Annotated in this window: 31 protein-coding genes and 2 pseudogenes; 17 read left to right on the top strand and 16 right to left on the bottom strand. The window is 60.7% G+C overall.

Annotation, left to right across the window (positions count from 1 at the left end; translation table 11 throughout):
• Positions 1-32 precede the first annotated feature (32 nt).
• Positions 33-1,364, top strand: coding sequence for an APC family permease (locus EV656_RS15750; RefSeq protein WP_043755103.1), 1,332 nt, complete (start codon positions 33-35; stop codon positions 1,362-1,364).
• Between the two features lie 7 nt (positions 1,365-1,371).
• Here the strand turns inward: EV656_RS15750 and EV656_RS15745 are convergent, their stop codons facing one another.
• Positions 1,372-2,016, bottom strand: coding sequence for a hypothetical protein (locus tag EV656_RS15745; protein ID WP_007803445.1), 645 nt, complete (start codon positions 2,014-2,016; stop codon positions 1,372-1,374).
• 109 nt (positions 2,017-2,125) lie between these two features.
• Between EV656_RS15745 and EV656_RS15740 the strand changes: the two are divergent.
• The 3 genes and pseudogenes from EV656_RS15740 to EV656_RS15730 all read left to right on the top strand — a co-directional run.
• Positions 2,126-2,245, top strand: a pseudogene (locus EV656_RS15740) (IS5/IS1182 family transposase); the annotation flags it as partial.
• On the top strand, positions 2,233-2,955 hold the full coding sequence (locus EV656_RS15735; protein ID WP_007803446.1) for a cytochrome c biogenesis CcdA family protein: 723 nt from the start codon (positions 2,233-2,235) through the stop codon (positions 2,953-2,955). The pseudogene EV656_RS15740 and the gene EV656_RS15735, both read left to right, overlap by 13 nt.
• A 193-nt stretch (positions 2,956-3,148) precedes the next feature.
• Positions 3,149-3,814, top strand: coding sequence for a L,D-transpeptidase (locus tag EV656_RS15730; protein WP_007803448.1), 666 nt, complete (start codon positions 3,149-3,151; stop codon positions 3,812-3,814).
• A 47-nt stretch (positions 3,815-3,861) separates the two neighbouring features.
• On the opposite strand, the gene EV656_RS15725 is transcribed toward EV656_RS15730, so the two are convergent.
• On the bottom strand, positions 3,862-4,149 hold the full coding sequence (locus tag EV656_RS15725; protein ID WP_369817429.1) for a hypothetical protein: 288 nt from the start codon (positions 4,147-4,149) through the stop codon (positions 3,862-3,864).
• A gap of 177 nt (positions 4,150-4,326) precedes the next feature.
• Between EV656_RS15725 and EV656_RS15715 the strand changes: the two genes are divergently transcribed.
• Positions 4,327-6,681 (top strand): heavy metal translocating P-type ATPase, encoded by a 2,355-nt coding sequence (locus EV656_RS15715; RefSeq protein WP_207287124.1) that lies wholly within the window; start codon positions 4,327-4,329, stop codon positions 6,679-6,681.
• On the opposite strand, the gene EV656_RS15710 is transcribed toward EV656_RS15715, so the two are convergent.
• The gene (locus EV656_RS15710; RefSeq protein ID WP_224888552.1) at positions 6,675-6,938 is read right to left on the bottom strand and encodes a hypothetical protein; all 264 of its coding nucleotides are present in this window, start codon (positions 6,936-6,938) and stop codon (positions 6,675-6,677) included. The two genes, EV656_RS15715 and EV656_RS15710, sit on opposite strands and share 7 nt — an antisense overlap.
• A 109-nt stretch (positions 6,939-7,047) precedes the next feature.
• Here EV656_RS15710 and mntR point away from each other — a divergent pair, with 109 nt between their 5' ends.
• On the top strand, positions 7,048-7,506 hold the full coding sequence (gene mntR, locus EV656_RS15705; protein WP_008327326.1) for a manganese-binding transcriptional regulator MntR: 459 nt from the start codon (positions 7,048-7,050) through the stop codon (positions 7,504-7,506).
• 94 nt (positions 7,507-7,600) lie between these two features.
• Here mntR and EV656_RS16635 read toward each other — a convergent pair whose 3' ends face one another.
• The 11 genes from EV656_RS16635 to EV656_RS15655 are packed head-to-tail and all read right to left on the bottom strand — an operon-like array spanning position 7,601 to position 15,220.
• On the bottom strand, positions 7,601-7,768 hold the full coding sequence (locus EV656_RS16635; protein ID WP_007803456.1) for a hypothetical protein: 168 nt from the start codon (positions 7,766-7,768) through the stop codon (positions 7,601-7,603).
• Complete coding sequence (lnt, locus tag EV656_RS15700) at positions 7,768-9,339, bottom strand: apolipoprotein N-acyltransferase (RefSeq protein ID WP_132605690.1); 1,572 nt, start codon at positions 9,337-9,339, stop codon at positions 7,768-7,770. Before lnt ends, EV656_RS16635 begins: the two co-directional genes overlap by 1 nt.
• On the bottom strand, positions 9,336-9,809 hold the full coding sequence (lspA, locus tag EV656_RS15695) for a signal peptidase II (RefSeq protein WP_007803461.1): 474 nt from the start codon (positions 9,807-9,809) through the stop codon (positions 9,336-9,338). Before lspA ends, lnt begins: the two co-directional genes overlap by 4 nt.
• Positions 9,810-9,813: 4 nt before the next feature.
• A complete protein-coding gene (locus tag EV656_RS15690; RefSeq protein ID WP_007803463.1) occupies positions 9,814-10,596 on the bottom strand; it encodes a ZIP family metal transporter in 783 nt (260 codons plus the stop codon).
• Positions 10,597-10,618: 22 nt separating this feature from the next.
• Complete coding sequence (locus EV656_RS15685; protein ID WP_007803465.1) at positions 10,619-11,077, bottom strand: DUF411 domain-containing protein; 459 nt, start codon at positions 11,075-11,077, stop codon at positions 10,619-10,621.
• A gap of 3 nt (positions 11,078-11,080) precedes the next feature.
• Positions 11,081-12,454 carry a M23 family metallopeptidase gene (locus tag EV656_RS15680; protein WP_132605688.1) on the bottom strand — a complete coding sequence of 458 codons (1,374 nt, stop codon included), beginning with the start codon at positions 12,452-12,454 and terminating at the stop codon, positions 11,081-11,083.
• Positions 12,451-13,077, bottom strand: coding sequence for an SCO family protein (locus EV656_RS15675; RefSeq protein ID WP_007803468.1), 627 nt, complete (start codon positions 13,075-13,077; stop codon positions 12,451-12,453). Before EV656_RS15675 ends, EV656_RS15680 begins: the two co-directional genes overlap by 4 nt.
• Positions 13,077-13,547 (bottom strand): copper chaperone PCu(A)C, encoded by a 471-nt coding sequence (locus EV656_RS15670; RefSeq protein ID WP_008327335.1) that lies wholly within the window; start codon positions 13,545-13,547, stop codon positions 13,077-13,079. Before EV656_RS15670 ends, EV656_RS15675 begins: the two co-directional genes overlap by 1 nt.
• 22 nt (positions 13,548-13,569) lie before the next feature.
• Positions 13,570-14,229: a DsbA family protein gene (locus EV656_RS15665; protein ID WP_007803472.1), complete on the bottom strand. Its 660-nt coding sequence runs from the start codon at positions 14,227-14,229 to the stop codon at positions 13,570-13,572.
• The gene (locus tag EV656_RS15660; protein WP_007803474.1) at positions 14,226-14,648 is read right to left on the bottom strand and encodes a disulfide bond formation protein B; all 423 of its coding nucleotides are present in this window, start codon (positions 14,646-14,648) and stop codon (positions 14,226-14,228) included. The genes EV656_RS15665 and EV656_RS15660 overlap by 4 nt, the downstream gene beginning before the upstream one ends.
• A 5-nt stretch (positions 14,649-14,653) precedes the next feature.
• Positions 14,654-15,220, bottom strand: a complete 567-nt coding sequence (locus EV656_RS15655) for an SCO family protein (RefSeq protein ID WP_007803475.1) — start codon at positions 15,218-15,220, stop codon at positions 14,654-14,656.
• 213 nt (positions 15,221-15,433) lie between these two features.
• Here EV656_RS15655 and EV656_RS15650 point away from each other — a divergent pair, with 213 nt between their 5' ends.
• From EV656_RS15650 to EV656_RS15625, 6 genes are all read left to right on the top strand, one after another.
• Positions 15,434-15,862, top strand: a complete 429-nt coding sequence (locus EV656_RS15650; RefSeq protein ID WP_007803476.1) for a MerR family transcriptional regulator — start codon at positions 15,434-15,436, stop codon at positions 15,860-15,862.
• An 82-nt stretch (positions 15,863-15,944) separates the two neighbouring features.
• Positions 15,945-16,565 (top strand): cation efflux transmembrane domain-containing protein, encoded by a 621-nt coding sequence (locus tag EV656_RS15645; protein WP_008327361.1) that lies wholly within the window; start codon positions 15,945-15,947, stop codon positions 16,563-16,565.
• 69 nt (positions 16,566-16,634) lie between these two features.
• Positions 16,635-17,198: a transglutaminase-like domain-containing protein gene (locus tag EV656_RS15640; protein ID WP_007803479.1), complete on the top strand. Its 564-nt coding sequence runs from the start codon at positions 16,635-16,637 to the stop codon at positions 17,196-17,198.
• The gene (locus tag EV656_RS15635) at positions 17,188-18,153 is read left to right on the top strand and encodes a cation diffusion facilitator family transporter (protein ID WP_007803480.1); all 966 of its coding nucleotides are present in this window, start codon (positions 17,188-17,190) and stop codon (positions 18,151-18,153) included. The genes EV656_RS15640 and EV656_RS15635 overlap by 11 nt, the downstream gene beginning before the upstream one ends.
• A complete protein-coding gene (locus EV656_RS15630; RefSeq protein ID WP_007803481.1) occupies positions 18,125-18,436 on the top strand; it encodes a SpoIIAA family protein in 312 nt (103 codons plus the stop codon). Before EV656_RS15635 ends, EV656_RS15630 begins: the two co-directional genes overlap by 29 nt.
• A gap of 353 nt (positions 18,437-18,789) precedes the next feature.
• A complete protein-coding gene (locus EV656_RS15625) occupies positions 18,790-19,485 on the top strand; it encodes a hypothetical protein (protein WP_173674657.1) in 696 nt (231 codons plus the stop codon).
• 517 nt (positions 19,486-20,002) lie between these two features.
• On the opposite strand, the gene EV656_RS15615 is transcribed toward EV656_RS15625, so the two are convergent.
• A complete protein-coding gene (locus EV656_RS15615; RefSeq protein WP_017470289.1) occupies positions 20,003-20,260 on the bottom strand; it encodes a helix-turn-helix domain-containing protein in 258 nt (85 codons plus the stop codon).
• A 124-nt stretch (positions 20,261-20,384) separates the two neighbouring features.
• Entirely contained in the window at positions 20,385-20,636 is a 252-nt protein-coding gene (locus tag EV656_RS15610; protein WP_008327366.1) for a hypothetical protein, read from the bottom strand.
• Positions 20,637-20,846: 210 nt separating this feature from the next.
• Here EV656_RS15610 and EV656_RS15605 point away from each other — a divergent pair, with 210 nt between their 5' ends.
• The 5 genes and pseudogenes from EV656_RS15605 to EV656_RS15585 form a co-directional block, all read left to right on the top strand.
• On the top strand, positions 20,847-21,215 hold the full coding sequence (locus tag EV656_RS15605) for a hypothetical protein (RefSeq protein ID WP_008327368.1): 369 nt from the start codon (positions 20,847-20,849) through the stop codon (positions 21,213-21,215).
• A gap of 43 nt (positions 21,216-21,258) precedes the next feature.
• Positions 21,259-21,873 (top strand): lytic transglycosylase domain-containing protein, encoded by a 615-nt coding sequence (locus EV656_RS15600; protein WP_017469729.1) that lies wholly within the window; start codon positions 21,259-21,261, stop codon positions 21,871-21,873.
• Positions 21,870-22,163 (top strand): TrbC/VirB2 family protein, encoded by a 294-nt coding sequence (locus tag EV656_RS15595; RefSeq protein ID WP_008282963.1) that lies wholly within the window; start codon positions 21,870-21,872, stop codon positions 22,161-22,163. Before EV656_RS15600 ends, EV656_RS15595 begins: the two co-directional genes overlap by 4 nt.
• The gene (locus EV656_RS15590) at positions 22,156-22,434 is read left to right on the top strand and encodes a VirB3 family type IV secretion system protein (RefSeq protein ID WP_008282962.1); all 279 of its coding nucleotides are present in this window, start codon (positions 22,156-22,158) and stop codon (positions 22,432-22,434) included. Before EV656_RS15595 ends, EV656_RS15590 begins: the two co-directional genes overlap by 8 nt.
• Positions 22,424-23,143 (top strand): annotated as a pseudogene (locus EV656_RS15585) (VirB4 family type IV secretion/conjugal transfer ATPase); the annotation flags it as partial. The gene EV656_RS15590 and the pseudogene EV656_RS15585, both read left to right, overlap by 11 nt.
• Between the last annotated feature and the right edge of the window lie 95 nt (positions 23,144-23,238).

The raw sequence follows: 23,238 nt of genomic DNA, 5'->3' as shown, positions 1-23,238 counted from the left end.
TCGGATGAACCAAAATTAAAAGGGGGCCATTTATGCAGAGCGAAAAAGAAACGTACCGCGAAAATTCCATCAGTCTGGGCGGAGCCGTTGCGATGGGGACAGGCGTGATGATCGGCGCTGGAATCTTTGCGTTGACGGGGCAAATCGCGCAGCTCGCCGGCCCGCTTTTCCCGCTTGCATTCATCGCCGGCGCGGTCGTCACAAGCTTCAGCGCCTACAGCTACATCAGGATGTCGAACAAATGGCCGTCCTCGGGTGGCATCGCCATGATCCTGCAGAAATGCTATGGCCCCGGAGCCATCGCGGGCGGGGCCGCACTGCTGATGGCGCTCAGCATGGTGATCGCGGAAAGCCTCGTCGCGCGAACCTTCGCCACCTATGTCCTGCGCCCTTTCGATATCGAAGGTGGCCCATTGGTCCCCGCTCTGGCTGTGGCCGTGATCGTTTTCGCCTTTTTGGTGAACATGGCCGGAAACCGCTCGGTCGGGCTGTTCTCGTTGATCATGGCCGCGATCAAGATCGGAGGCATAGCTCTGTTTGGCATCGCGGCCCTGTGGTCCAGTGGTTTTGCGTTCGCCGCGGCGTCCGAGACCTCACAATCCTACGGGCTCACGGGGTTCATCGCCTCTACGGCGCTGGCCATCCTTGCGTTCAAGGGATTCACCACGATCACCAACAGCGGAGCCGAGATCACTGAACCAAATCGCAATGTTGGCCGAGCGATCATGTTCTCTATCGGAATCTGCGTCGTCGTCTACCTGTTGGTCGCCTACGGGGTCGGTTCGAGTCTCACGATCGAGGAGATCATCTCAGCGCGTGACTATTCGCTGGCACAAGCGGCGCAGCCCGCCCTTGGACAAACCGGCTTCATACTCACGGTGATCCTGGCCGCTGTCGCAACGGCGTCCGGCGTTCTGGCCAGCGTCTTCGCGGTGTCGCGTATGCTGGCGATGCTGACCGACATGGAAATGATCCCGCACAGCCACTTCGGTATGCCAGGTCCCATCCAACGCCACACCCTGGTCTATACTGTCGTCATCGCCGCGACGTTGGCCGTGCTCTTTGATTTAGGCCGGATCGCATCCCTCGGTGCTTTCTTTTACCTCGTCATGGACATGATCATACATTGGGGCGTGTTCCGCTATCGTCGAGCAGACGTCGGCGCCTTCGGTATCGTGCTTTTGACTGCCCTGGCGCTCGATGCGATAGTACTGGCAGCTTTCACCGTGATGAAGCTTCAAAGCGACCCGATGATCGTTCTCTACGCCGCTGTCGGGATGATCGCTGTGTTCGCCTTCGAGCGCGTTTACTTGTCGCAATGGGTGGCACCGCAAGTCGCCCCCGCCCCCGCCCACGGTGATTAGCCTGCCATCACCTGGCCTGAAGAGATGCGATGCCTTGTGCGCCGATCGTGATCAGCCCGACCGACAAGGCAAACGCAGCCAGGGCAAGCAGCATCACGCCCGTGTTCATGGGCAAGCGACGTACAACCGGTCCAAGAAATTCCGACCGCCCGAAAGCCGAGACGTAGAGCGGCAACGCGCTTATCATAGTCGCATAGAGGTAAACGCCGGAGATGTTCTCGAAAAACGCCGAACGCGCAAGAGTCGGGGATACAACCGCCAAAGCGGTTGAACGATTGCCGCCGAATGACCCGAACCAGTCGGCAGATAGAACGTATATCAGCACGTGGAGACCTGGAAAGAGAAGGGCTCTGAGCAAGACATCGACCAGCACGAAAAACGCCGTGTCTCTTGAGCCCGCCTTTGGTTGCTTTGTCATAGCGAAAAGGAAAAAACTGACATAGTTGACGGCAAAAACCACGGGCAAACCGTTGGTCGCAACCTGCCTTAGTAAGCGCATGAGTGCCGGTCCGCCGGCAGCAAGAGCCGGAGCAAAGCCCGGAGCCAGTAAGACGTAGAACAACAGGACCGGCAGTAATGCAGCGAAGCTGAACAGCAGGACATTTCTAACAAACTGAGCCGCGGGCATACTGATAGAGAAAAATCTATCCATTGAAATAGCCTGCCATGTGGGCACCACTAGGTCGATGATACGGGGCGTTGTTGCACAAGTCTGACGCCTCAGGATTCCCTTCGCGAACCCATGCTGTTAGCCGCATTCCATGAGCAACCCATCTCCCGCCCGCTATCGTACGACCAACTGGTCCAGCTACAACGCATCGCTGCGCAAGCGGGGGTCCCTGCTGATCTGGGTCGACGAAGACATCACTTGGCGCGCGCCCTCACCGCCGCCCTCCTAGCCGGCACGATATCATTTCTGTCCCCCTGCGTGCTACCTCTTGTGCCAGGTTATGTCTCCTACGTAACCGGGCGCACAGCCGCTGAGGGCGGGGTGGTCGGCGCTTCGCCGTCGCGCGCGGTCTGGCTGAGCCTGTGTTTTGTCCTCGGCTTCTCCACCATCTTCATGGGACTTGGCGCATCCGCGACTGCAATGGGTCAGGCCCTGCTTCGGTGGCGGTATGAACTCAACCTCGTTGGGGGCGGCATCATCATTTTCTTCGGGCTCTTCATGATAGGAGCCGCGCGTGTTTCGGTCATGGAACGCGACTTCCGATTCAATCTCAACATCCCCGGGGGCCAACCCGCTGCGTCCTATGTCCTCGGTCTTGCCTTCGGTTTCGGCTGGACTCCGTGCATCGGCCCGATCCTCGGCGCGATCCTGACAGCCAGTGCGGCGAGTGCCACGATGGGCGAAGGTATCATGCTGCTTGCCGTCTATTCCGCCGGCCTTGGAATACCGTTTCTGATCGTGGCCGGATTCACCGACCAGATCGCGGGACGGTTGCGGGCCATCGGCCGGGTTGGCCGCCGCCTCCACCAGCTTGCGGGCATAGTGATGATCTTGATGGGGCTGGCGATGATGACAGGGCAGTTGAGCGCGCTGTCATACTGGATGCTCGACGTATTTCCGGTTCTGGGACGGATCGGATAGCTCCATTAGTAGCAGCGTCTATTGATAACAGAAAATTTTCTTGAACCTCTAGTAGCTTTAGGAGTTAAGCCACCGACAAAGAACGGCACCATGGAGCAAGTTGCCAATAACGCCTCACTCCTTCCCGGGCGAACAACACTGCGTTCGGGGTAAGGTTCGGTTTGCCGTCCAATGCGTGAACGGAGCAATCTATATGCTGACAAGACGACATTTCATCCAGACGACCACCGCGCTGTTTTCGGCATCGATATCCAGCCCGCTCCTTGCAGACACGTGGCCTACCGATGCGCAGAAGGCAGCTTGGGACGCACAGGTTACACCTCCCGGCTACGACCCGGCCACGTCCAACCCTTGGGGCCTTCACCCTCGCTTCCTGCCACAGCGGGTCCTCGCGAAGGACGGACTTGTACCCGGTGATATCCATGTCGATGCTGTTGCGCGCTATCTCTACCACATCGAAGAAGGCGGCACGGCGATGCGCTATGGCGTGGCGATCGCGCGCGGTAAACTTTACGAACCGGGCACCTATACGATCAAGCGCAAGGTCAGGTGGCCGCATTGGCAGCCGACACAAAACATGATCGACCGCGACCCAGAGCTTTACGCCGATATCGCTGACGGTATGGAACCCGGACCTGAAAACGCGCTCGGATCGCGAGCCCTCTATCTCTTCGTCGGCGACCGAGACACCTATCTAAGGATTCACGGGACACCGTATCCAAGAAGCATTGGCGGCCGTGCGAGTTCCGGCTGCGTCCGAATGGTCATGGCACACATCAATGATCTCTATCCCAACGTCGAGATTGGCTCGACGGCATTCCTGTACTCGGCGGAAGACAGCGTCACCCCGAGAAGTTGACTGGCGCATCATGTGTTACGCGTGGGCTTGACGCATCTATGGGCTGATCAGGACTGGCGCGAAGTGCAGATGGGGTTGCCACCTGCCGAGCGTAGCGGAACCAAGGTGTTTTCCACCGGACCGCTGTGTTCATACCAATAACAGCCATCCTCGGGACGAAGCCGCGCCGTGGTGAGATCCTGACCAGGCGCAGCAAGGGCAATGACGGCCTCGGGAACACTTCCCACTTCGTTGCGAGCGCCGCCGTCGTCCAGCGTTGGCACCGCGCAGCCAGCAAGCACCAATGTCGCTGCGATAATCGGCGCGTTTCGTTTCTGCATGTCTACCTCACTCATTCTGATCGCTTCGTACCGGCAAGCGTTGCTCCAACCGCGTCGTTTCAAGGGGGCGGCTAGCTTCAAGCCTCCGCAGGGCGCCTTTCTTGCTGGACGAATATCCACTTGTTGCCCTTGAAGCTCTAGTTACTGTAGGGGCTATGTCAATGTGGAATCAATGAATCCTGAGGTCAATCCATGTCTTCCGACGGCAACCGCAACGATCACGGCCATCCGGGTGATCAAGAGCATTCTGACCCAAGAGGCAACTCCTGTTGCGACGCCAGCAAGGACGTCGCGTCCACGGCGCCAGCGCCGTCTGGCGGAAGGAGCTTTCAGGTCTCCGGGCTCGATTGCGCCGAAGAGGTGGCGATCCTGAACCGGGTTGTCGGGCCGAAAGTGGGCGGAACCGAACACCTGGCATTCGACGTGATCAACGGGCGAATGACCATCCTCGATAGCGCCGAGAGGATACCAGACGACGAAGTCACGCAGTTGGTCGCAACGACCGGCATGAGCGCCAAGCCATGGGATGCCGACAACGCAGCAGAGGACCAGGCGGCGCATCTGGCACGTCAGAAGCGCTTTACCTCGTTGAGCGGCGGCTTCTGGGCGGCGGGATTCCTTTTTCACATTGTCGAGACCGGCATGGGCGGCGCGCTCGGGCTCTTTGCGGGCCATGGCGAGGTGCCTATGCCTATGGTGGAAGCAGGGATCTTCGCCGTCGCGATTCTTTTTGGCGTCTGGCTTGTCGCGCCCAAGGCCTGGTCTTCGGCGCGGAGGCTTAGCCCCGACATGAACCTGCTCATGGTGGTGGCCGTCGCGGGCGCCATCGGCCTCGGCGAGTTTTTTGAGGCCGCGACGGTCGCCTTCTTCTTCTCGCTTTCGCTTTATCTTGAGAGCTGGAGCGTGGGGCGGGCGCGTAATGCGGTTTCCGCGCTCCTCGATCTGGCGCCGCCAACGGCGCGGGTTCTTTACGACGACGGATCTGAATCCGACGTTCCGGCCGCGGCCGTGGCAGTCAATGCAAGGTTTATCGTGCGCGGCGGCGACCGGATCCCCCTCGACGGTGAGGTCGTGGACGGGGCAGGGGCCGTCGATCAGGCCCCAATTACTGGGGAAAGCGCGCTAGTGCCCAAGGAACCAGGCGACGAGGTCTATGCCGGCACGATCAACGGCGAGGGCACACTGACGGTGCGGGCGACGAAGGCCGCCTCGGACACGGTGCTCGCGAAAATCATTCGCATGGTGGGCGATGCCCATGCCCGCCGCGCGCCGGTCGAACAGTGGGTGGCCAAGTTCGCGCGCATCTACACACCCATCGTGATGGCTTTGGCGATCGCCATCGCGCTGGTGCCGCCACTGCTGCTCGGCGGCGCCTGGGACTACTGGTTCTACAATGCTCTGGTCCTTCTGGTCATCGCATGTCCTTGCGCGCTGGTCATTTCTACGCCGGTCTCCATCGTGGCAGCGCTGACCGCGTCGGCACGGGCGGGGGTGCTCATCAAGGGCGGCGCCTATGTCGAGGCGCCGGGGCGGACCACGGCACTGGCGATGGACAAGACCGGGACGATCACCATGGGCGAGCCTGAGGTGGCGGCGGTTCACCCACTGGTCGGCGTTTCCGCACGCGATCTCATGGCGCTGGCAGCAAGCCTGGAGGCGCGGTCTTCACACCCGCTGGCACGCGCCATCCTCTCGCGCGCCGAAGCCGATGGTGTTTCCGTGTCTGCCGCAGAGGACACCCGTACCGTGCCCGGGCGCGGTCTGGAAGGACGCGCCGACGGGCGCGCTATCTGGCTCGGCTCGGATCGCTTCGCCGAAGAGAAGGGGTTCGGCAATGCCATTCCGGCGGATCTGCGGGATCGGATCGAAGGGGCAGGGAGCACCCTCGTTGCCGTGGGTGACGAGACCGGCGTGACCGGCGTACTGGAGCTTCGCGACCGCATCCGCCCAGATGCAAAGGGGATCGTTGCGCGTCTGCATGCGCAGGGTGTGAAGACCATCGTGATGTTGACGGGCGACAACGAACGCACCGCGCGCGCGGTGGCAGCCGAAGTCGGCATCGACGAGGTGCGCGCCGAACTTTTGCCAGAAGACAAGGTGACGGCCATTGAGGAACTCGTCGAAAGCCACGACATGGTGGCGATGATCGGCGACGGTGTGAATGACGCACCGGCCATGGCGCGGGCGCATTATGCCATCGCCATGGGCGCTGTCGGATCGGATGCCGCGATCGAGACGGCCGACATCGCGCTGATGACCGACGACATCGGCAAGGTACCCTGGCTTATCGGCCATTCGCGCCGTGCCATGACGATCATCCACCAGAATATCGGCATATCGCTGGCGACCAAGGCGCTGTTCGTCGGGCTGACCGCGTTCGGTATGGCCTCAATGTGGGGCGCCATTGCTGCGGATGTAGGCGTGTCTCTGCTGGTGGTCGCCAACGCACTTCGGCTCCTGAACGGCCATCAGGTTGAGGCCGGGCCTTCAGGCGGAGAACCGGTGGGCGAGCAGATGGCGAAAGGAGCACTGGCGCACGGTCATTGATCCGGCGGTTTCGGTAGCTCGATATCGCTTTTGCGGTCCAGCCACGCCAGCGCCCCGACAGAGAATTCCGAACCCCGGTAGGGTTCCGTCCAGGCGGTCTCGATGTCGTCCCAGGGCAGAGGCTCGAGATTTCCAAGAAAGAGCGTCAGACGGTAGGCCGCTGCCTCGGGAAGCCAAGGCGCCTCCTTGGCCGGCGTCGCGGCGACAGGTCCGGACAGGAGGAGCGCACTTGCGAGTGTGGCGAGCAGCACTCTCATAATATTTCGCATCACCACGGCCTCCAAAGTAAAAAGTTAGACATGGCTAACTTATCTACCCGAAGCAAACAAGTTGTCAATCCCGCTGTTTCGCTGCAAAGTCCCGAGTATGACAAAGCTACAATCACAAGGGCGTGAGCCATTCGAAGCGGTCGACCGGGCTCCCGAGGCGCAGGCCGATGGCTTTGCGACCGTGCGTCAGGCACATGAAAGCGAGATGGCGGAGGATTACGTCGAACTGATCGCGGAACTGATCGAGACGCGCGGGGAGGCCAGACCGGTCGAGATCGCCGAGCGGCTTGGCGTGAAGCCGCCGACCGTGACCAAGAACATCTCGCGGCTCAAGGCTGCTGGTCTGGTCCGGCGGGAGCCATACCGCGCGATATTCCTCACCGATGCCGGGCAGGACCTCGCGGAGATCTGTCGACGCCGCCACAGGGTCGTCGTCGCCTTTCTTCTGAGCCTGGGAATCGACGAAGAGACCGCGGAACGCGATGCGGAAGGGATCGAGCATCACGTCAGCGGGACGACATTGGAGGCGTTCGAGCGACGGCTCAATCAGAAATGAGCTCGCCTAGATGCACATTCGCGCGATTCTCTATCGGGACCTCGAGCTATCAGGTCTTCAAGCCGCTGACACGTTTGCGCAATTTCGAAGCTCGCTAGCCGAGAACCCGCGACAGCACGATGGTTGCAAACAGGGCGACAAGTCCGAAGGCGATCGCAGACGCTACCGCATATTGGAGGATATCCAGGTGATTCCCCCTCCTCCGTCGTGCCAGATAGCCACCCCAGATCGCGCCTCCGATAGCGCTCACGATCACAAGCATCAGGATACCTCCGTTCCAAAATGCCGCGCATCGGGATCTCGTCCGAGCAAACTGGCCAGCCAGCCGAAGACCCAGCACCCAAAAACAAGAACCAACAAGGTCCAGTCGCCGAACCGCGCATAGGGCGTTGGAGTACGCGCGCCCGGCAGGCCGGCATCAATGGTGCCTGTTTCCCCGGTATCAAGACGCGCGACGACATTTCCATTGGCGTCGATGATCGCGGATATCCCAGTGTTGGCCGCCCGGACCACGGGAAGTCCCTCCTCGACCGCGCGCATCCGCGCGGAGGCGAGGTGCTGCTCGGGTCCGATGCTGGTTCCGAACCAGGCATCATTTGTGGCGTTGAATATCCAGTCGGGGCGGAAAAGGTCATCGACCACGTGGCCCGGAAAGATGATCTCGTAACAGATCGCCACCGCGACCAGAGGCGCGCCAGGGATCGCCAGCGTGCGCGGCCCTGGTCCCGGCGTGAAATCGCCCAACCCTTCGGTCAGCCGCTCGATGGGCAGCCAGCCTTTCAGGGGCACATATTCCCCGAACGGAACAAGATGATGTTTTGCATACCCCGTCAGAACCTCGCCGCTGTCGTCATAGGCATGAACCGTGTTGAAATATCTGGTTCCCCCATCGCCCTCCACTCGGTCAGGCGCACCTGTCAGTAGGATCCTGCCGTCTGGCAAAGCTGCAGATATCCGCGCGCGTGCCGCAGCATCTTCGTCCAGAAAGCCGGGGAAGGCCGTTTCCGGCCAAAGCAGCAAATCGAAACGTCCGGGTTGCGCGGACAAGCCCAGGTATTTTTCCAAGGTTCGCTGGCGGCTGCCCGGTACCCACTTCTCGACTTGTGGCACATTGCCTTGGACGATGCGCAAAGCAACGTCTGTCGGCGGCACGTCCTGCCCTGACCGAAGCGCACCGCCAACCCAGAAACCCGCCACAGCAACGGCGAAGAGCACGAGAACAGGCGCGCGTCTCTTTGGCGCCGCCACAGTCAACACACCTGGCAATATGCCGATGAAGACCGTGAGAAAGCCCAAACCGTAGCTTCCGACCCAGGCGGCGGGTTGGCGCAGGGCGGCATAGTCGACAAGGGCATAAGCGGCAAGGTTCCAGGGAAACCCTGTCAGGACATGACCCCGCAGCCATTCCGTGGCCACCCAGCAGGTTGCAAACAGCAGGCCCGCCGCAATGCCGCCGACAGCTCGGCGCTGCATGATGGCGGCAAAAAGCATCGCCGCCATGCCCGGGAAGATGGCAAGTCCGGCGGACAGACCCGCGACCGCCGGAATCGCCAGTGCGCCGAAACGTTCGGCATCGACGTAAAAGCTCTCGGCGATCCAGGAAATTCCAATCCCGAATTGGCCCAGTCCGAAAGCCCAACCGACAAGGAAAGCGCGCGAGGTTGAGATGTTCCGGAGAACGATAAAGAGCACGGAGAAGGCGACAGGGACCGCGATGAGCCAAGAAAACGGCGGAAGAGTCAAAACCGTCAATCCGCCGGCAGCAAGGGCAAGACCCATGCGCTGGAACAGGTTCAGGTCCTCACTAACGAACTGCGGCAATCCCGGCTTCATGAATCGGTCTGAAGTCGAGCGCCAACCCACGGCGCAATGAGCAGCAGCATCACGCCGCCAACCACAAAAACATCGGCCATGTTGAAGGCAGGCCAGTGCGCCGTCCCGATGTAGAAATCGAGGAAATCCGTCACCGCACGATAGCGCAGGCGGTCCAGAATATTGCCGAGTGCACCGCCGATGATCGCACCATAGGCAATGGCCTCGACCCGGCTGCTGGTACGGACCAGCATGAACGCCAGCCAGACGCAGATGCCAAGCGCCAGTAAGACAAGGCTCCACCACGGCGCGCCGCCGAGAAGCCCGAAGGTCACTCCGTCATTGCGCAGGTAGATGAGATTGAAGCCGGGAAAGACCGATACGCCGGAACTAAGAACAGTCGCATTGGACACAACGATTGCCTTCGTTGCCTGATCGACAAGAAAGGCGATCAGCGCAGCAAGCAGACCGACGAAGAGGCAAGTTCTCATCAGCTTATCCCAGCCAGACGTCGAGGAACAACATGATCACAAGACCAACGGCGAGGCCGAGCGTCGCCCTGTTCTGATGGCCGGATCGGTGGGTTTCCGGAATGATCTCGTGGCTGATGACGTAGAGCATCGCACCTGCTGCGAAGGCGAGACCCCAGGGCAGCAGCGGTTGCGAAAGACTGATAATCCCTGCGCCGAGAAGTCCACCGACGGGCTCGACGAGACCGGTCAGAGCGGCGATGCCCCAGGCGCGAAGCCTGGAATAGCCCTCGCCGAGCAACGAAACCGCCACCGCCAGACCTTCGGGGGCATTCTGTAATCCAATACCGATCGCAAGTGGCAACCCGCCCGACAAACCGTCAGCCCCGAACCCGACGCCGACGGCAAGCCCTTCGGGAAAATTGTGGATAGTGATCGCGATGATGAAAAGCCAGACGCGCCGCAGCGATGCGGCGTCGGGACCTTCCCGCCCCGTCTTGAAATGTTCATGCGGTAGCCGTTCGTTCATCAGAGCGATCGCGCCCATGCCAAGCAGGATCGCAACACATACGATGGCCGCCGGGAGAGCACCGTTGTCGAACTGTCCTTCAGCTGCGTCGAGAGCCGGGATGATCAGCGAGAAGAACGAAGCCGCGAGCATGACACCCGCCGCGAAGCCAAGCAGCAGATCGCGCGTGGCCCGGGACGGGATGCGCCCAAAAAGAACGGGGACCGCCCCGACCGCGGTCAGCGATCCGGCGGCCAGGCTTCCAAGAAAGCCAAGCGCTATGGGGGAGAGGGGTTCCAATTGTTAAGGTTCTGCCGCGAGTTCAGTCAGGAGCCGAGTAGCTGGTGTAGACCTCGGTCGATCCGTCTTCGTGGATCAGGAAGACATCGTAAGCCTCCCGGTCGTCCTCCGGTCCCATGCCGGGCGACCCGTAGGGCATTCCCGGCACCGCCAGGCCTACCGCGTCTGGCCGGTCCTCCAGCAGGCGTTGGATGTCAGCCGCCGGCACGTGGCCCTCGATCACATAGCCGTCGACCAAAGCCGTATGGCAGGAGACCATGCGCTGCGGCACGCCATTGTCGAGTTTGAAGCGCACAAGAGATCCTCCGAACATGTCCTCGCCCATCGGCGCGAAGCCATTCTCCTCGAGGTGCTTCATCCAGGACAGGCAACAGCCGCAGCCGTTTGTCTTCCGGACGTCGATCTGAATCGCCTCTGCGACGGCCTGCGCCGCAGGAAGCAAGGCAAATGCGATGGCAAGGGCGGGAGTAAATCGTTTCATGGATCAAAGCCTTTCGGTTGTCGTCTGTGCAAATTCGCTGGCGAGCCTCTCAGCAAGAAGTGAACGCGCCTCACGCAGTCGCTCAAGCGCGGCCGTGTCGTCCGCTTCACGCTCGGCCGCCTCTGCCAATCGGTCGTCAGAGAGAGGGTCGGTTGGGCGACCGTCCACCAGCACTTCGTAATGTAGGTTGGGGCCTGTCGCGGTACCCGTCGCACCGACCCGCCCGATCATATCTCCGGCCATCACGCGTTGCCCTTGTGTGAGCCCGTCCGGTACGGCGCTCAGATGCGCATAGCGCGTCAGGGTGTCGGAGCCATGAGCGATCTCGACGACCCGGCCATACCCACCGCGTCGGCCGATGAAGCTAACGCGGCCCGGCGCCGTCGCCTGTACCGGCGTGCCGCGCGCCGCCGCGAAGTCGACTCCTGTGTGCATCCGTACATTGCCGTAGACCGGATGGGTGCGGCGCCCGAACACAGAACTCAGCCGTGCACCTTCGACCGGTTGCGCAAACACGCGCAGGACTTCTCCGTCGACATAGATCGTCGCTTGGCCGCTGCCGTCGTTCGGCCAGACGATTTCATAGACCGAGCCATCGATATCCAGTGCGGCAAAGGCAAGCTCGGGCTGACCAATCCTCTTGTTCCCGTCTCGGGCCTCGCGCCAAAGGAGGCGCATCGTCTCGCCACCCGCAAGATCACGACGGAAATCCACGGTGCCGCCCAGCATCTGCGCCAGGTCCACCGCAAAACGGGCGGGGATGTCTGCCGTGTTCAGGGCGGCGAAAATCGAGCTCTCGATCACCGCCTCGCCGGCGAAAGTCACCAATTCGGGATCCGGGTCCAACACGCGGGCGGCAAGCTGTTCGCCGAAGACCGCCTCTATCCGGACACCGTCTTCGACGGCGAGCTCTACACGACGCGGGTTGTCGTCCGTTGTGGAAACCACCGTAATGATGTGACCCGGACGCAGACGGCGCAGATCGTATTCCGTGCCAATCGCCAAGGCGATTTCGGCGCGATCCGAAGCATCCAGCCCCGCATCGGAAAGGACCGCATCAAGCGTCTCGCCGGACGCAATCTCCCGCGACCAGGTGACCAGCGGGGGCTCGATAGATGGCAAGGAGGTATCAGCGGGGGAAACGGTCAGGAGCGGCCGGGGTTTGAACTCGAATGCGATATCCGCCTGGGCGAGTGTAGGGCGGACCGAATTGGTTTCGGTAATCCGAGGCGGCGCAAGCGGATTGGGAGTCCAGAGGGTCGCTTCAGCAATCGCAGGGGGCACCGGTTCTTTGGACAGAACGCCAGAGATGGCGATGGCGGTCACCGAAAATGCGCCTGCGACCGCAACGGCCGCCAAGACAGTTCTTATCTTCATGTTGCCCCCTCTACGTCTTCTGTCAGTGCGCGCTGGATCTTCGGCACCGCGAATTCTCTTTGCTCGTGATAGTCGATCATGGTGACGAGCTCACCCTCGGCATCGAACAGGAATACGCTTGCCGTATGGTTCATCGTATAGCCGCCGCCCTCAGTCGGGACGCGCTCAAATGAGGCACGAAACCCTTCTGCAGCGCGGGCAATTTGGTCTTCCGGCCCCGTCCAGCCACGAATGACCGGATGAAAATAGCCGACATATTCGGCCATGGCCTCGACCGTGTCCCGCTCCGGGTCGACCGTGATGAAGACCACGTTCATCTCTGATGCTTCGTCGCCCAGTTCCTCAAGCCAGCCGGAAATATCCGATAGGGTCGTCGGGCAGACGTCCGGGCAGTAGGTGAACCCGAAAAACACCATTGTGGGACGACCGATCAGGTTGCCAGGCCCTACCTCATTTTCCTCGTGGTCGGTCAGCCGGAACTCCATCGCCGATAGGGGCAGGGGCCGCTGCCCTTTTGGTTCAGGCGCACCGGGCCCGTCCACCCGCCACCAGCCCACGAAGAGCGTCAGGCCAAGAACGCCGGCACCGGCTGCGCCGTATAGAAGGAGCTGCCGACGTTGCATCAGCCCTCCGGTCCACGCGCGGCGATTCCGAGGATTGGGACCTCGACCGTCACCTTGCCGCCATCCGAGAAGGTCAGTGTCAGCGGGAAATTCTCGCCTTCGGTCATCGGCTCTTGCAGCTTCATGAGCATGGCGTGCAACCCGCCCGGCTCCAATGCCACGCTTTGGCCGGGCTCAATCGTGATCTCGCCTGCAGGCGCCATGGAACTGACGCCATCGGAGTTGGTTTTCGACTCATGGATCTCGGGCATCATTGCCAGCGGTGTCGCAAGTCCGGTCAGCGTAACGGCGTCTTCACCCGTGTTGCGCACGGTCATATAGGCGGCACCTGGCCTGTTGACGCCGATCGAGGCGCGGGACCACGCATTCTCGACCACGACATCCTCCGAACCGGCCAGTGCGGGGGCCGACAGCCCTGCAACCGTCAAAAGCACGGCCAATGCATTGGTATATCTCAACTTCTTCACCACTCGTTTCTCCTGCCTCCGCAAATCAGCTTTGGCTTGCCGCAACTTCCACTGCCACCAGCCTCTGCAATTCGGCCTCACCGAACGGATCGAGAGGCTTGCCGTTCACGAAGAACGTGGGCGTTTGGCGGACCCCGACTGTCTCGACATCGGCGCGGTCCTGGTTGAGCACCGCCACAACACCGGGGGCCAGCATCTGTGTCCGGGCAGCTTCGACATCCAGACCTCCGCTTGCTGCAATCTCAAGGATCAATCCGGGTGCCGGGGTCCCGTGAGACGCCCATCTGGGCTGCTCTCGCAAGACTGCCTCGAGCACAGGTTCAAACACGTCCTGCATGCGCGCCGCCTCGAGCACACGGATCGCTTCTACCGACGCCTCGCCGTGAAAAGGCGTATAGCGGATTACAACGCGCACCGCGTCTCCGTGCTCCGCCATGATATCCTCGACGACCGGATAGAAAGCGCGGCATGCCTCGCAGGCCGGGTCGAAGAATTCAACGATGGTTACGGGCGCATCCTCGGGCCCGAGGATCGGGGAATAGGGTCGGATCAGCGCGTCGGCCATTTCAGGGTCGATGGGATCGGACGCGGCAATCGGGTCGGGGCGGGTGGCATACCAGGCGGCACCGCCGAAACCGGCGACCCCGAGCGCGAGAACGGACAGGATGAGGCCGCGTCGTTTCATTTTTGTGTTTCCTTCAGTGAGAGAGCCGACAGCAGACCGATCATCGCGAAGGCGACGAGCGCCATCAAAGGAATCGGAATGCCGAAGACCAGTTGATTGTCGTCGGTACAGGATGGGCCGGTCGCCGTGCAGGGCTGGATACGCTCGGGGATAACGCCGACATAGAGGCCCAAGTGCCAAAGCGCGACGGCGGCACCGCCCAAAGCCAGCGCGATCCCGTAGCGACCCACGCGCCGATCCTGCCACCACAGCCCAAGCCCGAGGATGATGGCCAAGGGGAACATGAAGGCACGCTGGAACCAGCAGAGCACGCAAGGTGTCTGCCCCAGAACCTCGCCGATGAAGAGCACGGCAAGCGACGCGGTGAGCGCGATGATCCAGGCCAGGCCAAGGGCCGTCTCTCCGGAAAGTCGGGTCATGACGATCAGATCCTCTGTCTCAGATCGGCGAGGATCTCTTCGGCGGGCGTGCCGTAGGGCCAGGAGTCCGCGAAGCCTGCTTGCGTGTCGAAAAGGAAAAGATGCGACGTGTGACCCATCGTGTATCCGCCCGGCGCAGTCGCCTGCTCGATCCGCTCAAAGAATATCGGAAAGGTTTCGGATGTCGCGGCGATCTGCTCCGGTGTACCGGTCAGCCCGATGATCCCTGCGTCGAACAGGGGCACATACTCGGCAAGTGCAGTCGGCGTATCCCGCTCCGGATCAATCGTTATGAAAATCGGCTGAACCATTGCTGCCTCATCGCCCAGGCCCTCCATCACGGCCGCGACTTCGGACAGTGTTGTCGGACAGACGTCGGGGCAATTGGTGAAGCCAAAGAAGACCAGCATCCAGCGCCCTGCGAAATCTTCGTCCGTTTGGACCATGCCGCGATGATCGGTCAGTTCGAAATCAGCAAGAAACGGTGGTTCACTCTCGGTGCGGGCAAGATCGGCACGGTAGTCGGACCATAGCAACAGCCAGATGAAAACGAACGCCGCCGCGCCCGCCAACACCCACAATACCTTCTGAAGACCTGAAAGCCTCACGCCGCTCCGCCCGAACCTGATTCTATATTTTGTGTGCGTTTACATCCTCTAGCTACTGTAGGTTCAAGCGTGATTGTCATCGATCGGCCAACAATCACCGATCTGTGAAACTCGGGTGAAGCTTGTGATGCGCACCGCATAAAGCTACACCCACTGTAGGTAATGTGGGGAGCGGAAATGCTGACGATTGGGACGCTGGCGAAGAAGACCGGAACAAAGGTGCAGACCATCCGGTATTACGAGCAGATCGGACTTATGCCTGAGCCCGGCAGGACCGAGGGGGGCCAACGACGCTATGGCGACGCCGAACTCGACCGCTTGTCATTCGTCCGGCACGCACGGCAACTGGGGTTCTCGTTGGACGCGATCCGTGAGCTCCTCGATCTCAGCGATCATCCGGGAAAGTCCTGCGCTGAGGCGGATGCAATAGCCCGTCGGCAACTCAAACAGGTCGAGCAACGATTGGCGCGGCTCGAGGCGCTGCGGACGGAATTGAAGCGGATGGTGCATGAGTGCAGCGGCGGACAGACTTCTGATTGCCGTGTGCTCGAGGTACTGCGCGACCATTCCGAATGCCTGACCGACCATGAAGAGATCGGCGCCTGAGCAATTTCGACGACCTTTGATCGGAACGCAAAAAGCCCGGTGTTAGTTACTCATTGGCAATTCACTAATTTGGATACCCGGCATGGCGGAGCAGAGAAACGCAACGGAAAGACGCACACTCTGGATCGTGCTGGGTCTCAACATCGGGCTGGCAGTCGCTTTCTTCGCCTCGGGCGCATTCGGCGAGTCAAGCGCGCTTATCGCCAATGGCCTCGACAATCTGTCGGACAGTTTCGTCTACGCGATCAGCCTCTTCGCGCTGTCCCGCTCCGCCAAGTGGAAGCGCGGAGCGGCGAACGTTTCGGGCGGCCTGCTGATCCTCTTCGCCCTTGGAATCCTGTATGACGCGTGGCGCCGCTACGTCGGCGGATCGGATCCTCTTGGCACGATCATGATTGTCATGGCGCTGGTAGCGGCGGCCATCAACGCACTTTGCGTCTGGCTGCTGGCACGGCTTCGCGATCCAGACGTAAACATCCGAGCGGCGAATACGTTCAGCTGGAACGACTTCGCGGCCAATCTCGGAATCGTCGTCGCAGGCGGGCTCGTAGCCTGGCTCGGAACGAATTGGCCGGACCTTGTCGTGGGCGTGATTGTCGCCGGCATCGCGGCCTGGGGTGGCGTCGGAATCCTGAGAGACGCGCATGGTGAACACCACAAGGCGGTGCACAATGACGATCAGGTAACCAAGGACTCGGCCTGAAATCGGGGCTTGAAGCTACAGTGACTGTAGCAACTACATATTCTCGTGAACGATTCGAGGAGGTATCCCGTGAACCCCGCCGACCCTCATTTGGCCAAAACCCGGCTGCTGGATTTTGACGCGACCTCAATTGCAAAACTGATCGAGGAGCGCGGCTGGGCAGACCTTCCCAGCGACGACCGAATTGGGGCCATCTACGATTTCGTCAGGAACGAGATTACCTTCGGCTACAACCGCGCCGACGACATTCCGGCGTCCGAGGTCCTCGCAGATGGCCACGGGCAGTGCAACACCAAGGGCACGCTCCTCATGGCCCTGCTGCGTGGCGTGGGAGTTCGCTGCCGACTGCACGGGTTCACAATCCACAAGGCGCTTCAGAGAGGCGTCGTTCCGGAACTCGTCTATCCCCTCGCGCCGTCCGAAATCCTCCACTCCTGGGTAGAGGTGGACTTGGGCGACGGATGGGTCAATCACCGCCAGAACTTCGGATTTGTGCGCGACTTGCTCTATCGCCACGTCATCCGTCACTGGATGAATGCCAGGGTTCGCCGCATCCGCCGCGGAATCTTGCCGCCGGTCCCCGGATTCGATCGGCCGAACCACCGCCATGAGGAGACGAACCGTGCCGCATGATCACGGCCACGCCCACATCGATCCTCAATCCGGTGATCGTCGCGTCTCCATCGCCATCTGGGCCAACGGCCTCCTGACGGTCGCGCAGATCGTCGGCGGGATCCTTTCCGGCAGCCTCGCGCTGATCGCGGATGCCCTCCACAATTTCTCGGACATGGCGTCGCTGGTGATCGCCTTCTTCGCGCGTAAGATCGCTCGCCGCCCGGCGGACAAGCGCATGACCTTCGGCTATGGGCGGGTAGAAATCGTCGCAGCGCTCATCAACTACACGACACTTATCCTGATCGGCTTCTACCTGATCTACGAGGGTGGCATGCGCATGATCGACCCACCAGAGGTACAGGGCTGGACGGTGGTGATCCTGGGCGGTGTGGCACTGGTCGTCGACACGTTGACGGCGCTGCTCACCTATTCGATGCAGAAAGGCAGCGTGAACATCCGTGCGCTCTTCCTGCACAACCTATCGGACGCTTTGGCCTCCGTGGCGGTCATCATCGGCGGCTCGCTCATCCTCCTCTACAACATGCGGTGGGTCGACCCGGCGATCACCATCGGCATCGCTCTCTACATCCTCTACCTCGCATTTACCGAGATCGGCGGTCCGATTCGGACGCTGATGCTCGGCAGTCCACCGGACATCGATAATGAAACCGTCGTTCAGGCGATGCGGGGTGTGGATGGTGTCGCGGACGTTCATCACGTGCATCTGTGGCAGATGCAGGAGCACGAGGCGGCTCTGGACTGCCACGTCGTGCTGACAGCGGACGGCTGGGGTCAAATCGAAAAGATCAAGGCCGCGATCAAGGACCGGCTGAAGGACGATTTCAGCATCGGTCATTCGAGTCTGGAATTTGAGCACGAAGACCGCGCACACGAAAACGCTGACCTTTACGGTCACGGCAAACCGGAAAAAGAGGAGGAAAACCATGTTCACCGAGACACTGACAGCTCATGACGACACGATTGGCCTCGCCTGCGAGGGCAAGCTCAGCGAAAGCGACCTGAAACGGATGCACGCCCTGCTTCATGAGCGCCTGCAAGAGACAAGTAAGCCCGGCCTGGTTCTCGATCTCACGAGGTTCGAAGGCTACGATGGGCCGTCCGCTCTGCTCGAAGATCTGAAAATCGACACAGCCCATAGGAATGACTTCCGCCGCGTCGCTGTGGTGGGCGAAGGGGCTTTGTTGGAGTGGGGAACCAGGTTCGCCGACGTGCTGACCACGGCAGAACTCCGTTAGTTCGACCCGGCGGAAATGAAGGCGGCAATCGCCTGGGCAAGTGAAAGGTAGAGTAGCTTTCAATCAGATGCCTTCGCAGAAGACAGCATCTGTTCGAAACCATAAACAAAAGAACTACAGCAGTTGCGAGACCCAAGAGCAATCCGAAAGTTCTGAACATGGTCGCTCCTTTCGCAAAGGAGTAACTTTGGTACGGTGGCACTGCCCTTGCCGGGGCATTATCAAATCGTAATGTTTTAGCGGCTCAGGGCGCCAGTTGGTTAACATAAACTTCATTATGCGACTTTATACTTAGCGTTGCGATAGTATATTATTGTATGTATGCTGAACTCCTATCACGGAGGCTCCACAGCATGCGCCATTTACTCAAGAAGCTCCTCCCCTCGGTCGCAGTCGCTTTGACCGTGACAGGTTCTTCGCTGCCAATACCCGCCCGCGCGCAGACATACCCGATCGATTGCGCGATCCTCTTGTGCCTGTCTGGCGGCTGGCCTGCTTCCGTCCCTTGCGCCCGAGCCCGCGCCGAATTTATCCGGCGGATTACACCTTGGCCGGTCGAACCACCGCTGCAAATCTGGCGCTGTCCCATGGGCGCCTCCTACGAGAACGATCGGTTACAAAACAACGCTGGCGGCATCTTTGAAGCCTTGTACCGAACCGACAGCCGTCGACCGCTTCAATCCTTGCCAGTAGATAATCTCGTTCCCACCGACCTCGCCCTGCGGCTCGTTCAGGACCGCGCGGACATCGATATCAGCGGGCCAGAGTTCAATTTCGTGCGGTCCATCCGCGTCTTCGATGTACGGTATGCACGACAGCACGAGTCCGGGCGCGATGGGGATTGTAACCGAAGCGCGACCGTGGTCCTCGGCACCTACGGGACCCAAGGCGATTTCTCATGGCAGCGATCTTCGATAACTGCCCTGCCCGAGGCCCATGTGGGACTTGAACGTTGGGGCGAGCATTGCCCTGGCATTTATCACCGATCCGTCTTCGTCGATTGGCGTGACTATGACGGCAACTACGGGTTCGAGCAGGTGAACTACTGACCTGCCGCTACGTAGATTTGTCATGGAAGACGGCTTCTTTGGCTTGCACGACCGCACCGCATACGCTTCGCGGTCCACATGCTGTTTGGCGTTTAGGCAAACACCGCGGGTTCGCTCTGTTCACCCGTCGTCGCTTCTTCCGATCCTCGTCAGCGCATCGAAGTCGATTTCTTGCTTCTGTTCGTCACTTATATCCGGCCGGGTTTCCGATACCGGCTGGGGCCCTTGGACGTCCCACATCACCGCATGTGAGCCTGTCCTCCAGCGATAAACCCAACCAACAACACTGCACCCATCGGTCCCGATCAGATTGGCGATCGCGACGCCCTCACCCTTATCTTCGTTCACTGTTTACTGGCTTCCTGCACTGCGGCGCTGCGAATTGCGGCGTGGGGTTGCAGAGCGTTCACTACGACCGCGCGCCGGGCTTCTTTGATGTTGGCTAACTGGTCCTCGATGAGGAAATGATCATCAGACCGGGAAAGTGGGTTCCCGTGTTCTCAACAATTCATTGGCTTCAAATCCTGTGGTCGGGCTCCGTGGCGGCTTCAACGATCGCCAGAACCTCGAACGGGTCAAAGCCGATGGCGCGCGCCAAGACGACCAGCTCGACAACGTCGACCCGGCGCTGGCCGCTCTCAAGGCGGGCAATAAGGGACTGGTGGCATCTGAGCCTGTCTGCCAGGTCTTTCTGACCAAGGCCCGCTTTGACACGGGCGTCGACCAACGCCTGACAGAGTGCCACTTGTCCCTTGCTTCTGATTGTCTTTGCCACGCGTCACATACCTTTTGTGACGTCGCTAGCGGATGAAATCTGTTATCTAAAAAGTAGATATATGAGGGTGTTATCGGCGTCTGGTTTCCATGGGCTGCAAGTCTGATGCTCCCGAGGTTGCCCATCAATCCCCTACCAATTGCAGGAACCGGCCATATTCCTCGCTGACTTCGCGCGCTTCCTCGAAGGCGCGGGCCCGTTCACCGTCGAGGCAACGGAAGTAGCTCTGGATATCCTGAATGTAATCTTCGAAGTCGCCGCGGATGATATCCGCATAGTCCCGCGCGGCCTGCGAATCGCTTGGCAGGAAAGGACGGGATGGCGCAAAGCAGGATTCCGCCAAAACCGGCCCAGGAACGCAGATCAGAAGGGCCATAGCTTGCAATGGGAGCAGGCATGTCAACCTTGGGTTTCTCAAACCTGTTATCTCCTTGATCGCGGACACTGGCCGTGACTAGTGTTTGCGTAACCAAACTACAGCCAAAGCACGATATTACATCTTGCGGTTGATAATATACTATCGTAACTCTGGGCTTCAAGTAGGAATGCCTGGGGTCGCGCCATTGGAGAAAGCGTGAGCCGGGCCATGAACTGGGACATCGAAGCACCAAATGTGGTTACGGAAGCCAGGTTCCGCGAACTCGTGGAAAGCGGCTATAGCGCAGAAATCCTGTGCCAAGAGTCGGCACACAAGAAAGGCCCCAGCTATTACGGGGTCTGGATCATGCGTGTTGTCTCTGATGACGGGGTGGAAAAGCTCCTCGTCACCGCCCGCACGCGGACGACCTACAACGATATCAAGATCCGCGAGTTCAAGACGATCTCCGGCGTGGTGTCTTTCTTCATTGGCCTTGGTTTTGCGCATGTCGACCTGCCGCTTGAGGCGGGGACAAGCCGTACGCACAAATTTGCGCCGCCAGACAAAGCCCCATCAGACAAGGGCGCTGGCAGCTAACCTCGTCTGTCTCTGGCTGGTCGCAGCACCTGCCTCAGCGCAAATGGTCCTGGTCATGGAGAGCGACGGCTCCCTGACCCCGTCCCGCTCTCAGAGCAGCTTTGCTCGAAACTACAATGAAGGGATTGGTCAGAGTTCGGCCTCCGATGGGATCGCGATCTTCGGCGAGGTAGAGGCCGAGCAAGAGGGCGTCCAAGTCGCGGCCCTTGCCCGCCCGACTCCCCTGCCCCGCGCCGATGTCCTCTCCGGGATTCAGACCACGGCCTTGCGCTATGCCGGCCATCCCGGCCTGCGTCGCGCGGGGCTTTCCGTGACGGATTGGCTAGCTCTCTATCGAGCCAATATCGAGGTTGAGAGCGCCTACCGGCAGGATGCGATTTCAAGTGCAGGTGCCATTGGCCTTGGTCAATTGATGCCAGCGACGGCGCGTGATCTGGGCGTCGACCCGCGTGACCCTCAACAGAACCTCGACGGCTCTGCCCGCTACCTCGCGATGATGCTGGAGCGCTTCGGCGATCCGCATCTGGCGCTGGCGGCCTACAACGCCGGTCCCGACGCCGTGCGCCAACACGGTGGCATTCCCCCTTACCGAGAAACCCAGAACCACGTGGCCCGTGTCATGGCCGTCGTGGCCCGATTGGAAGGATCAAATTCGTGAAACAGATTTCAAACCTCTTTGTCGCCTCGCTGGCGCTATTCCTGTTCATTGCCGAGCCCGCCCTTGCACAGAGCATCGATCTCTCCCCGATCCAGAGCTTGTTGCAGGGCATTGTCGATGCGCTGACCGGCCCTCTTGGTGTGGTCATCGCCACACTCGCGGTCCTCGGCGTTTTCTTGAGCTGGTTCTTCAACATCATCGACCTGCGCCAAGCGCTTTGGGTCCTCGTGGGCATCGCTGGTGTTGCCGCCGCTCCCACCATTGTTGCCGCGGTCTTCGCCGGTGGCTGAACGCTCGCCCCTCTTTCTGGGCCTCGTGCGCCCGCCGAAGCTTCTGGGCCTGCCCATCATGTACGCGATGGTCTGGCTCTTCGGCTCTGTGCTCTTGTTCGTCTGGGTCCAGCACATCGCGGTGCTGGGTTTCGCCGCCCTGCTCTATCCGGTGCTGTGGAAGGCCGCAGATTGGGACCCGCGTTTCATCGACGTGATGATGACGGCCCTGCAGGAGACACCGCCCACGCGCAACAGGTCCATCCATGGCGGGGACAGCTATGCCCCGTGATGACGCCCGTGGTGCTGCGCTCGATGCCCGCACAATGACGCCAGACTGGTATGCGCGCGAGACCCGCCTCGCGCATATGCTGCCCTATGTAAGCCTCGTCGACGACCAGACCGTGCGGACCCGGGTGAACGAACTCTTCCGCTGCATTCGGCTCGAGGGGATCAACAGCTACACGACCGACGATGCCTATCTCGACAAGGTGACGGCGCTTTTTGCCCGCATCGTCGCGCAGCTCGGGCCGGAATTCAGCTATTACGTCCACAAGGTCTCCAAGGCCATCAAACCTGATCTCGACCCGATCCGTGAGGACAGCTTCGCAGGCGAGGTGGACCGGCGCTGGCGCGCAAAACTCGAGACCAGCGGGCTGCGCGACAAGACGCTGACGCTCACCGTCATTCACCGTCCGCCCCCGAAAAGCCTCCTGCCGTTCCTGAGCCGCAGCGCGCCGGACCGACTGAAGGAGGAGACCCGCAAACGCCTGCAGCGCCTCGGTGAGGCCGTGAACGTCTTCCTCTCGGGGCTTACCGAGCTCAAGCCGCGCCTGCTGTCGGCTGCATCGGGGGAGTTGGTGGGGTTTCTGGGGGCGCTCAACACCGGAACAGAGCTGCCGCTCTACCCGGCCAACACCTACGGCTTTTTGTCCTTCAACGTCGCCAATACCCGCGTGACGTTCCACGGCGAGCATTTCGAGCTCTCGGAAGGCGTGGTGTGAACCGCCCCGGGTTTACCGGAGAGTAAAACACTCAAAGGATGAGCCCTATGACGAAGCAGAGATTCACCCCCGCCTATCCGTCCGAACTGCGT

This window comes from Rhodovulum adriaticum, assembly GCF_004345735.1.
GTDB classification, from domain to species: Bacteria; Pseudomonadota; Alphaproteobacteria; order Rhodobacterales; family Rhodobacteraceae; genus Rhodovulum; species Rhodovulum adriaticum.
The sequence above is the reverse complement of the archived record's forward strand: the minus strand, read 5'-3'. Positions and strand labels throughout refer to the sequence as shown.

What these genes read in the sequence shown, in the direction of transcription:
- EV656_RS15650 (WP_007803476.1), top strand. Translation starts at nt 15,434, where the DNA reads ATGCTGACGATTGGGACGCTGGCGAAGAAGACCGGAACAAAGGTGCAG.
- mntR (WP_008327326.1), top strand. Translation starts at nt 7,048, where the DNA reads ATGACAAAGCTACAATCACAAGGGCGTGAGCCATTCGAAGCGGTCGAC.
- EV656_RS15710 (WP_224888552.1), bottom strand. Translation starts at nt 6,938, where the DNA reads ATGAGAGTGCTGCTCGCCACACTCGCAAGTGCGCTCCTCCTGTCCGGA.
- EV656_RS15645 (WP_008327361.1), top strand. Translation starts at nt 15,945, where the DNA reads ATGGCGGAGCAGAGAAACGCAACGGAAAGACGCACACTCTGGATCGTG.
- EV656_RS15680 (WP_132605688.1), bottom strand. Translation starts at nt 12,454, where the DNA reads ATGAAGATAAGAACTGTCTTGGCGGCCGTTGCGGTCGCAGGCGCATTT.
- EV656_RS15675 (WP_007803468.1), bottom strand. Translation starts at nt 13,077, where the DNA reads ATGCAACGTCGGCAGCTCCTTCTATACGGCGCAGCCGGTGCCGGCGTT.
- EV656_RS15605 (WP_008327368.1), top strand. Translation starts at nt 20,847, where the DNA reads ATGAACTGGGACATCGAAGCACCAAATGTGGTTACGGAAGCCAGGTTC.
- EV656_RS15600 (WP_017469729.1), top strand. Translation starts at nt 21,259, where the DNA reads ATGGTCCTGGTCATGGAGAGCGACGGCTCCCTGACCCCGTCCCGCTCT.
- EV656_RS15745 (WP_007803445.1), bottom strand. Translation starts at nt 2,016, where the DNA reads ATGGATAGATTTTTCTCTATCAGTATGCCCGCGGCTCAGTTTGTTAGA.
- EV656_RS15685 (WP_007803465.1), bottom strand. Translation starts at nt 11,077, where the DNA reads ATGAAACGATTTACTCCCGCCCTTGCCATCGCATTTGCCTTGCTTCCT.
- EV656_RS15715 (WP_207287124.1), top strand. Translation starts at nt 4,327, where the DNA reads ATGTCTTCCGACGGCAACCGCAACGATCACGGCCATCCGGGTGATCAA.
- EV656_RS16635 (WP_007803456.1), bottom strand. Translation starts at nt 7,768, where the DNA reads ATGCTTGTGATCGTGAGCGCTATCGGAGGCGCGATCTGGGGTGGCTAT.
- EV656_RS15630 (WP_007803481.1), top strand. Translation starts at nt 18,125, where the DNA reads ATGTTCACCGAGACACTGACAGCTCATGACGACACGATTGGCCTCGCC.
- lspA (WP_007803461.1), bottom strand. Translation starts at nt 9,809, where the DNA reads ATGAGAACTTGCCTCTTCGTCGGTCTGCTTGCTGCGCTGATCGCCTTT.
- EV656_RS15730 (WP_007803448.1), top strand. Translation starts at nt 3,149, where the DNA reads ATGCTGACAAGACGACATTTCATCCAGACGACCACCGCGCTGTTTTCG.
- EV656_RS15660 (WP_007803474.1), bottom strand. Translation starts at nt 14,648, where the DNA reads ATGACCCGACTTTCCGGAGAGACGGCCCTTGGCCTGGCCTGGATCATC.
- EV656_RS15750 (WP_043755103.1), top strand. Translation starts at nt 33, where the DNA reads ATGCAGAGCGAAAAAGAAACGTACCGCGAAAATTCCATCAGTCTGGGC.
- lnt (WP_132605690.1), bottom strand. Translation starts at nt 9,339, where the DNA reads ATGAAGCCGGGATTGCCGCAGTTCGTTAGTGAGGACCTGAACCTGTTC.
- EV656_RS15610 (WP_008327366.1), bottom strand. Translation starts at nt 20,636, where the DNA reads ATGGCCCTTCTGATCTGCGTTCCTGGGCCGGTTTTGGCGGAATCCTGC.
- EV656_RS15625 (WP_173674657.1), top strand. Translation starts at nt 18,790, where the DNA reads ATGCGCCATTTACTCAAGAAGCTCCTCCCCTCGGTCGCAGTCGCTTTG.
- EV656_RS15725 (WP_369817429.1), bottom strand. Translation starts at nt 4,149, where the DNA reads ATGAGTGAGGTAGACATGCAGAAACGAAACGCGCCGATTATCGCAGCG.
- EV656_RS15665 (WP_007803472.1), bottom strand. Translation starts at nt 14,229, where the DNA reads ATGAAACGACGCGGCCTCATCCTGTCCGTTCTCGCGCTCGGGGTCGCC.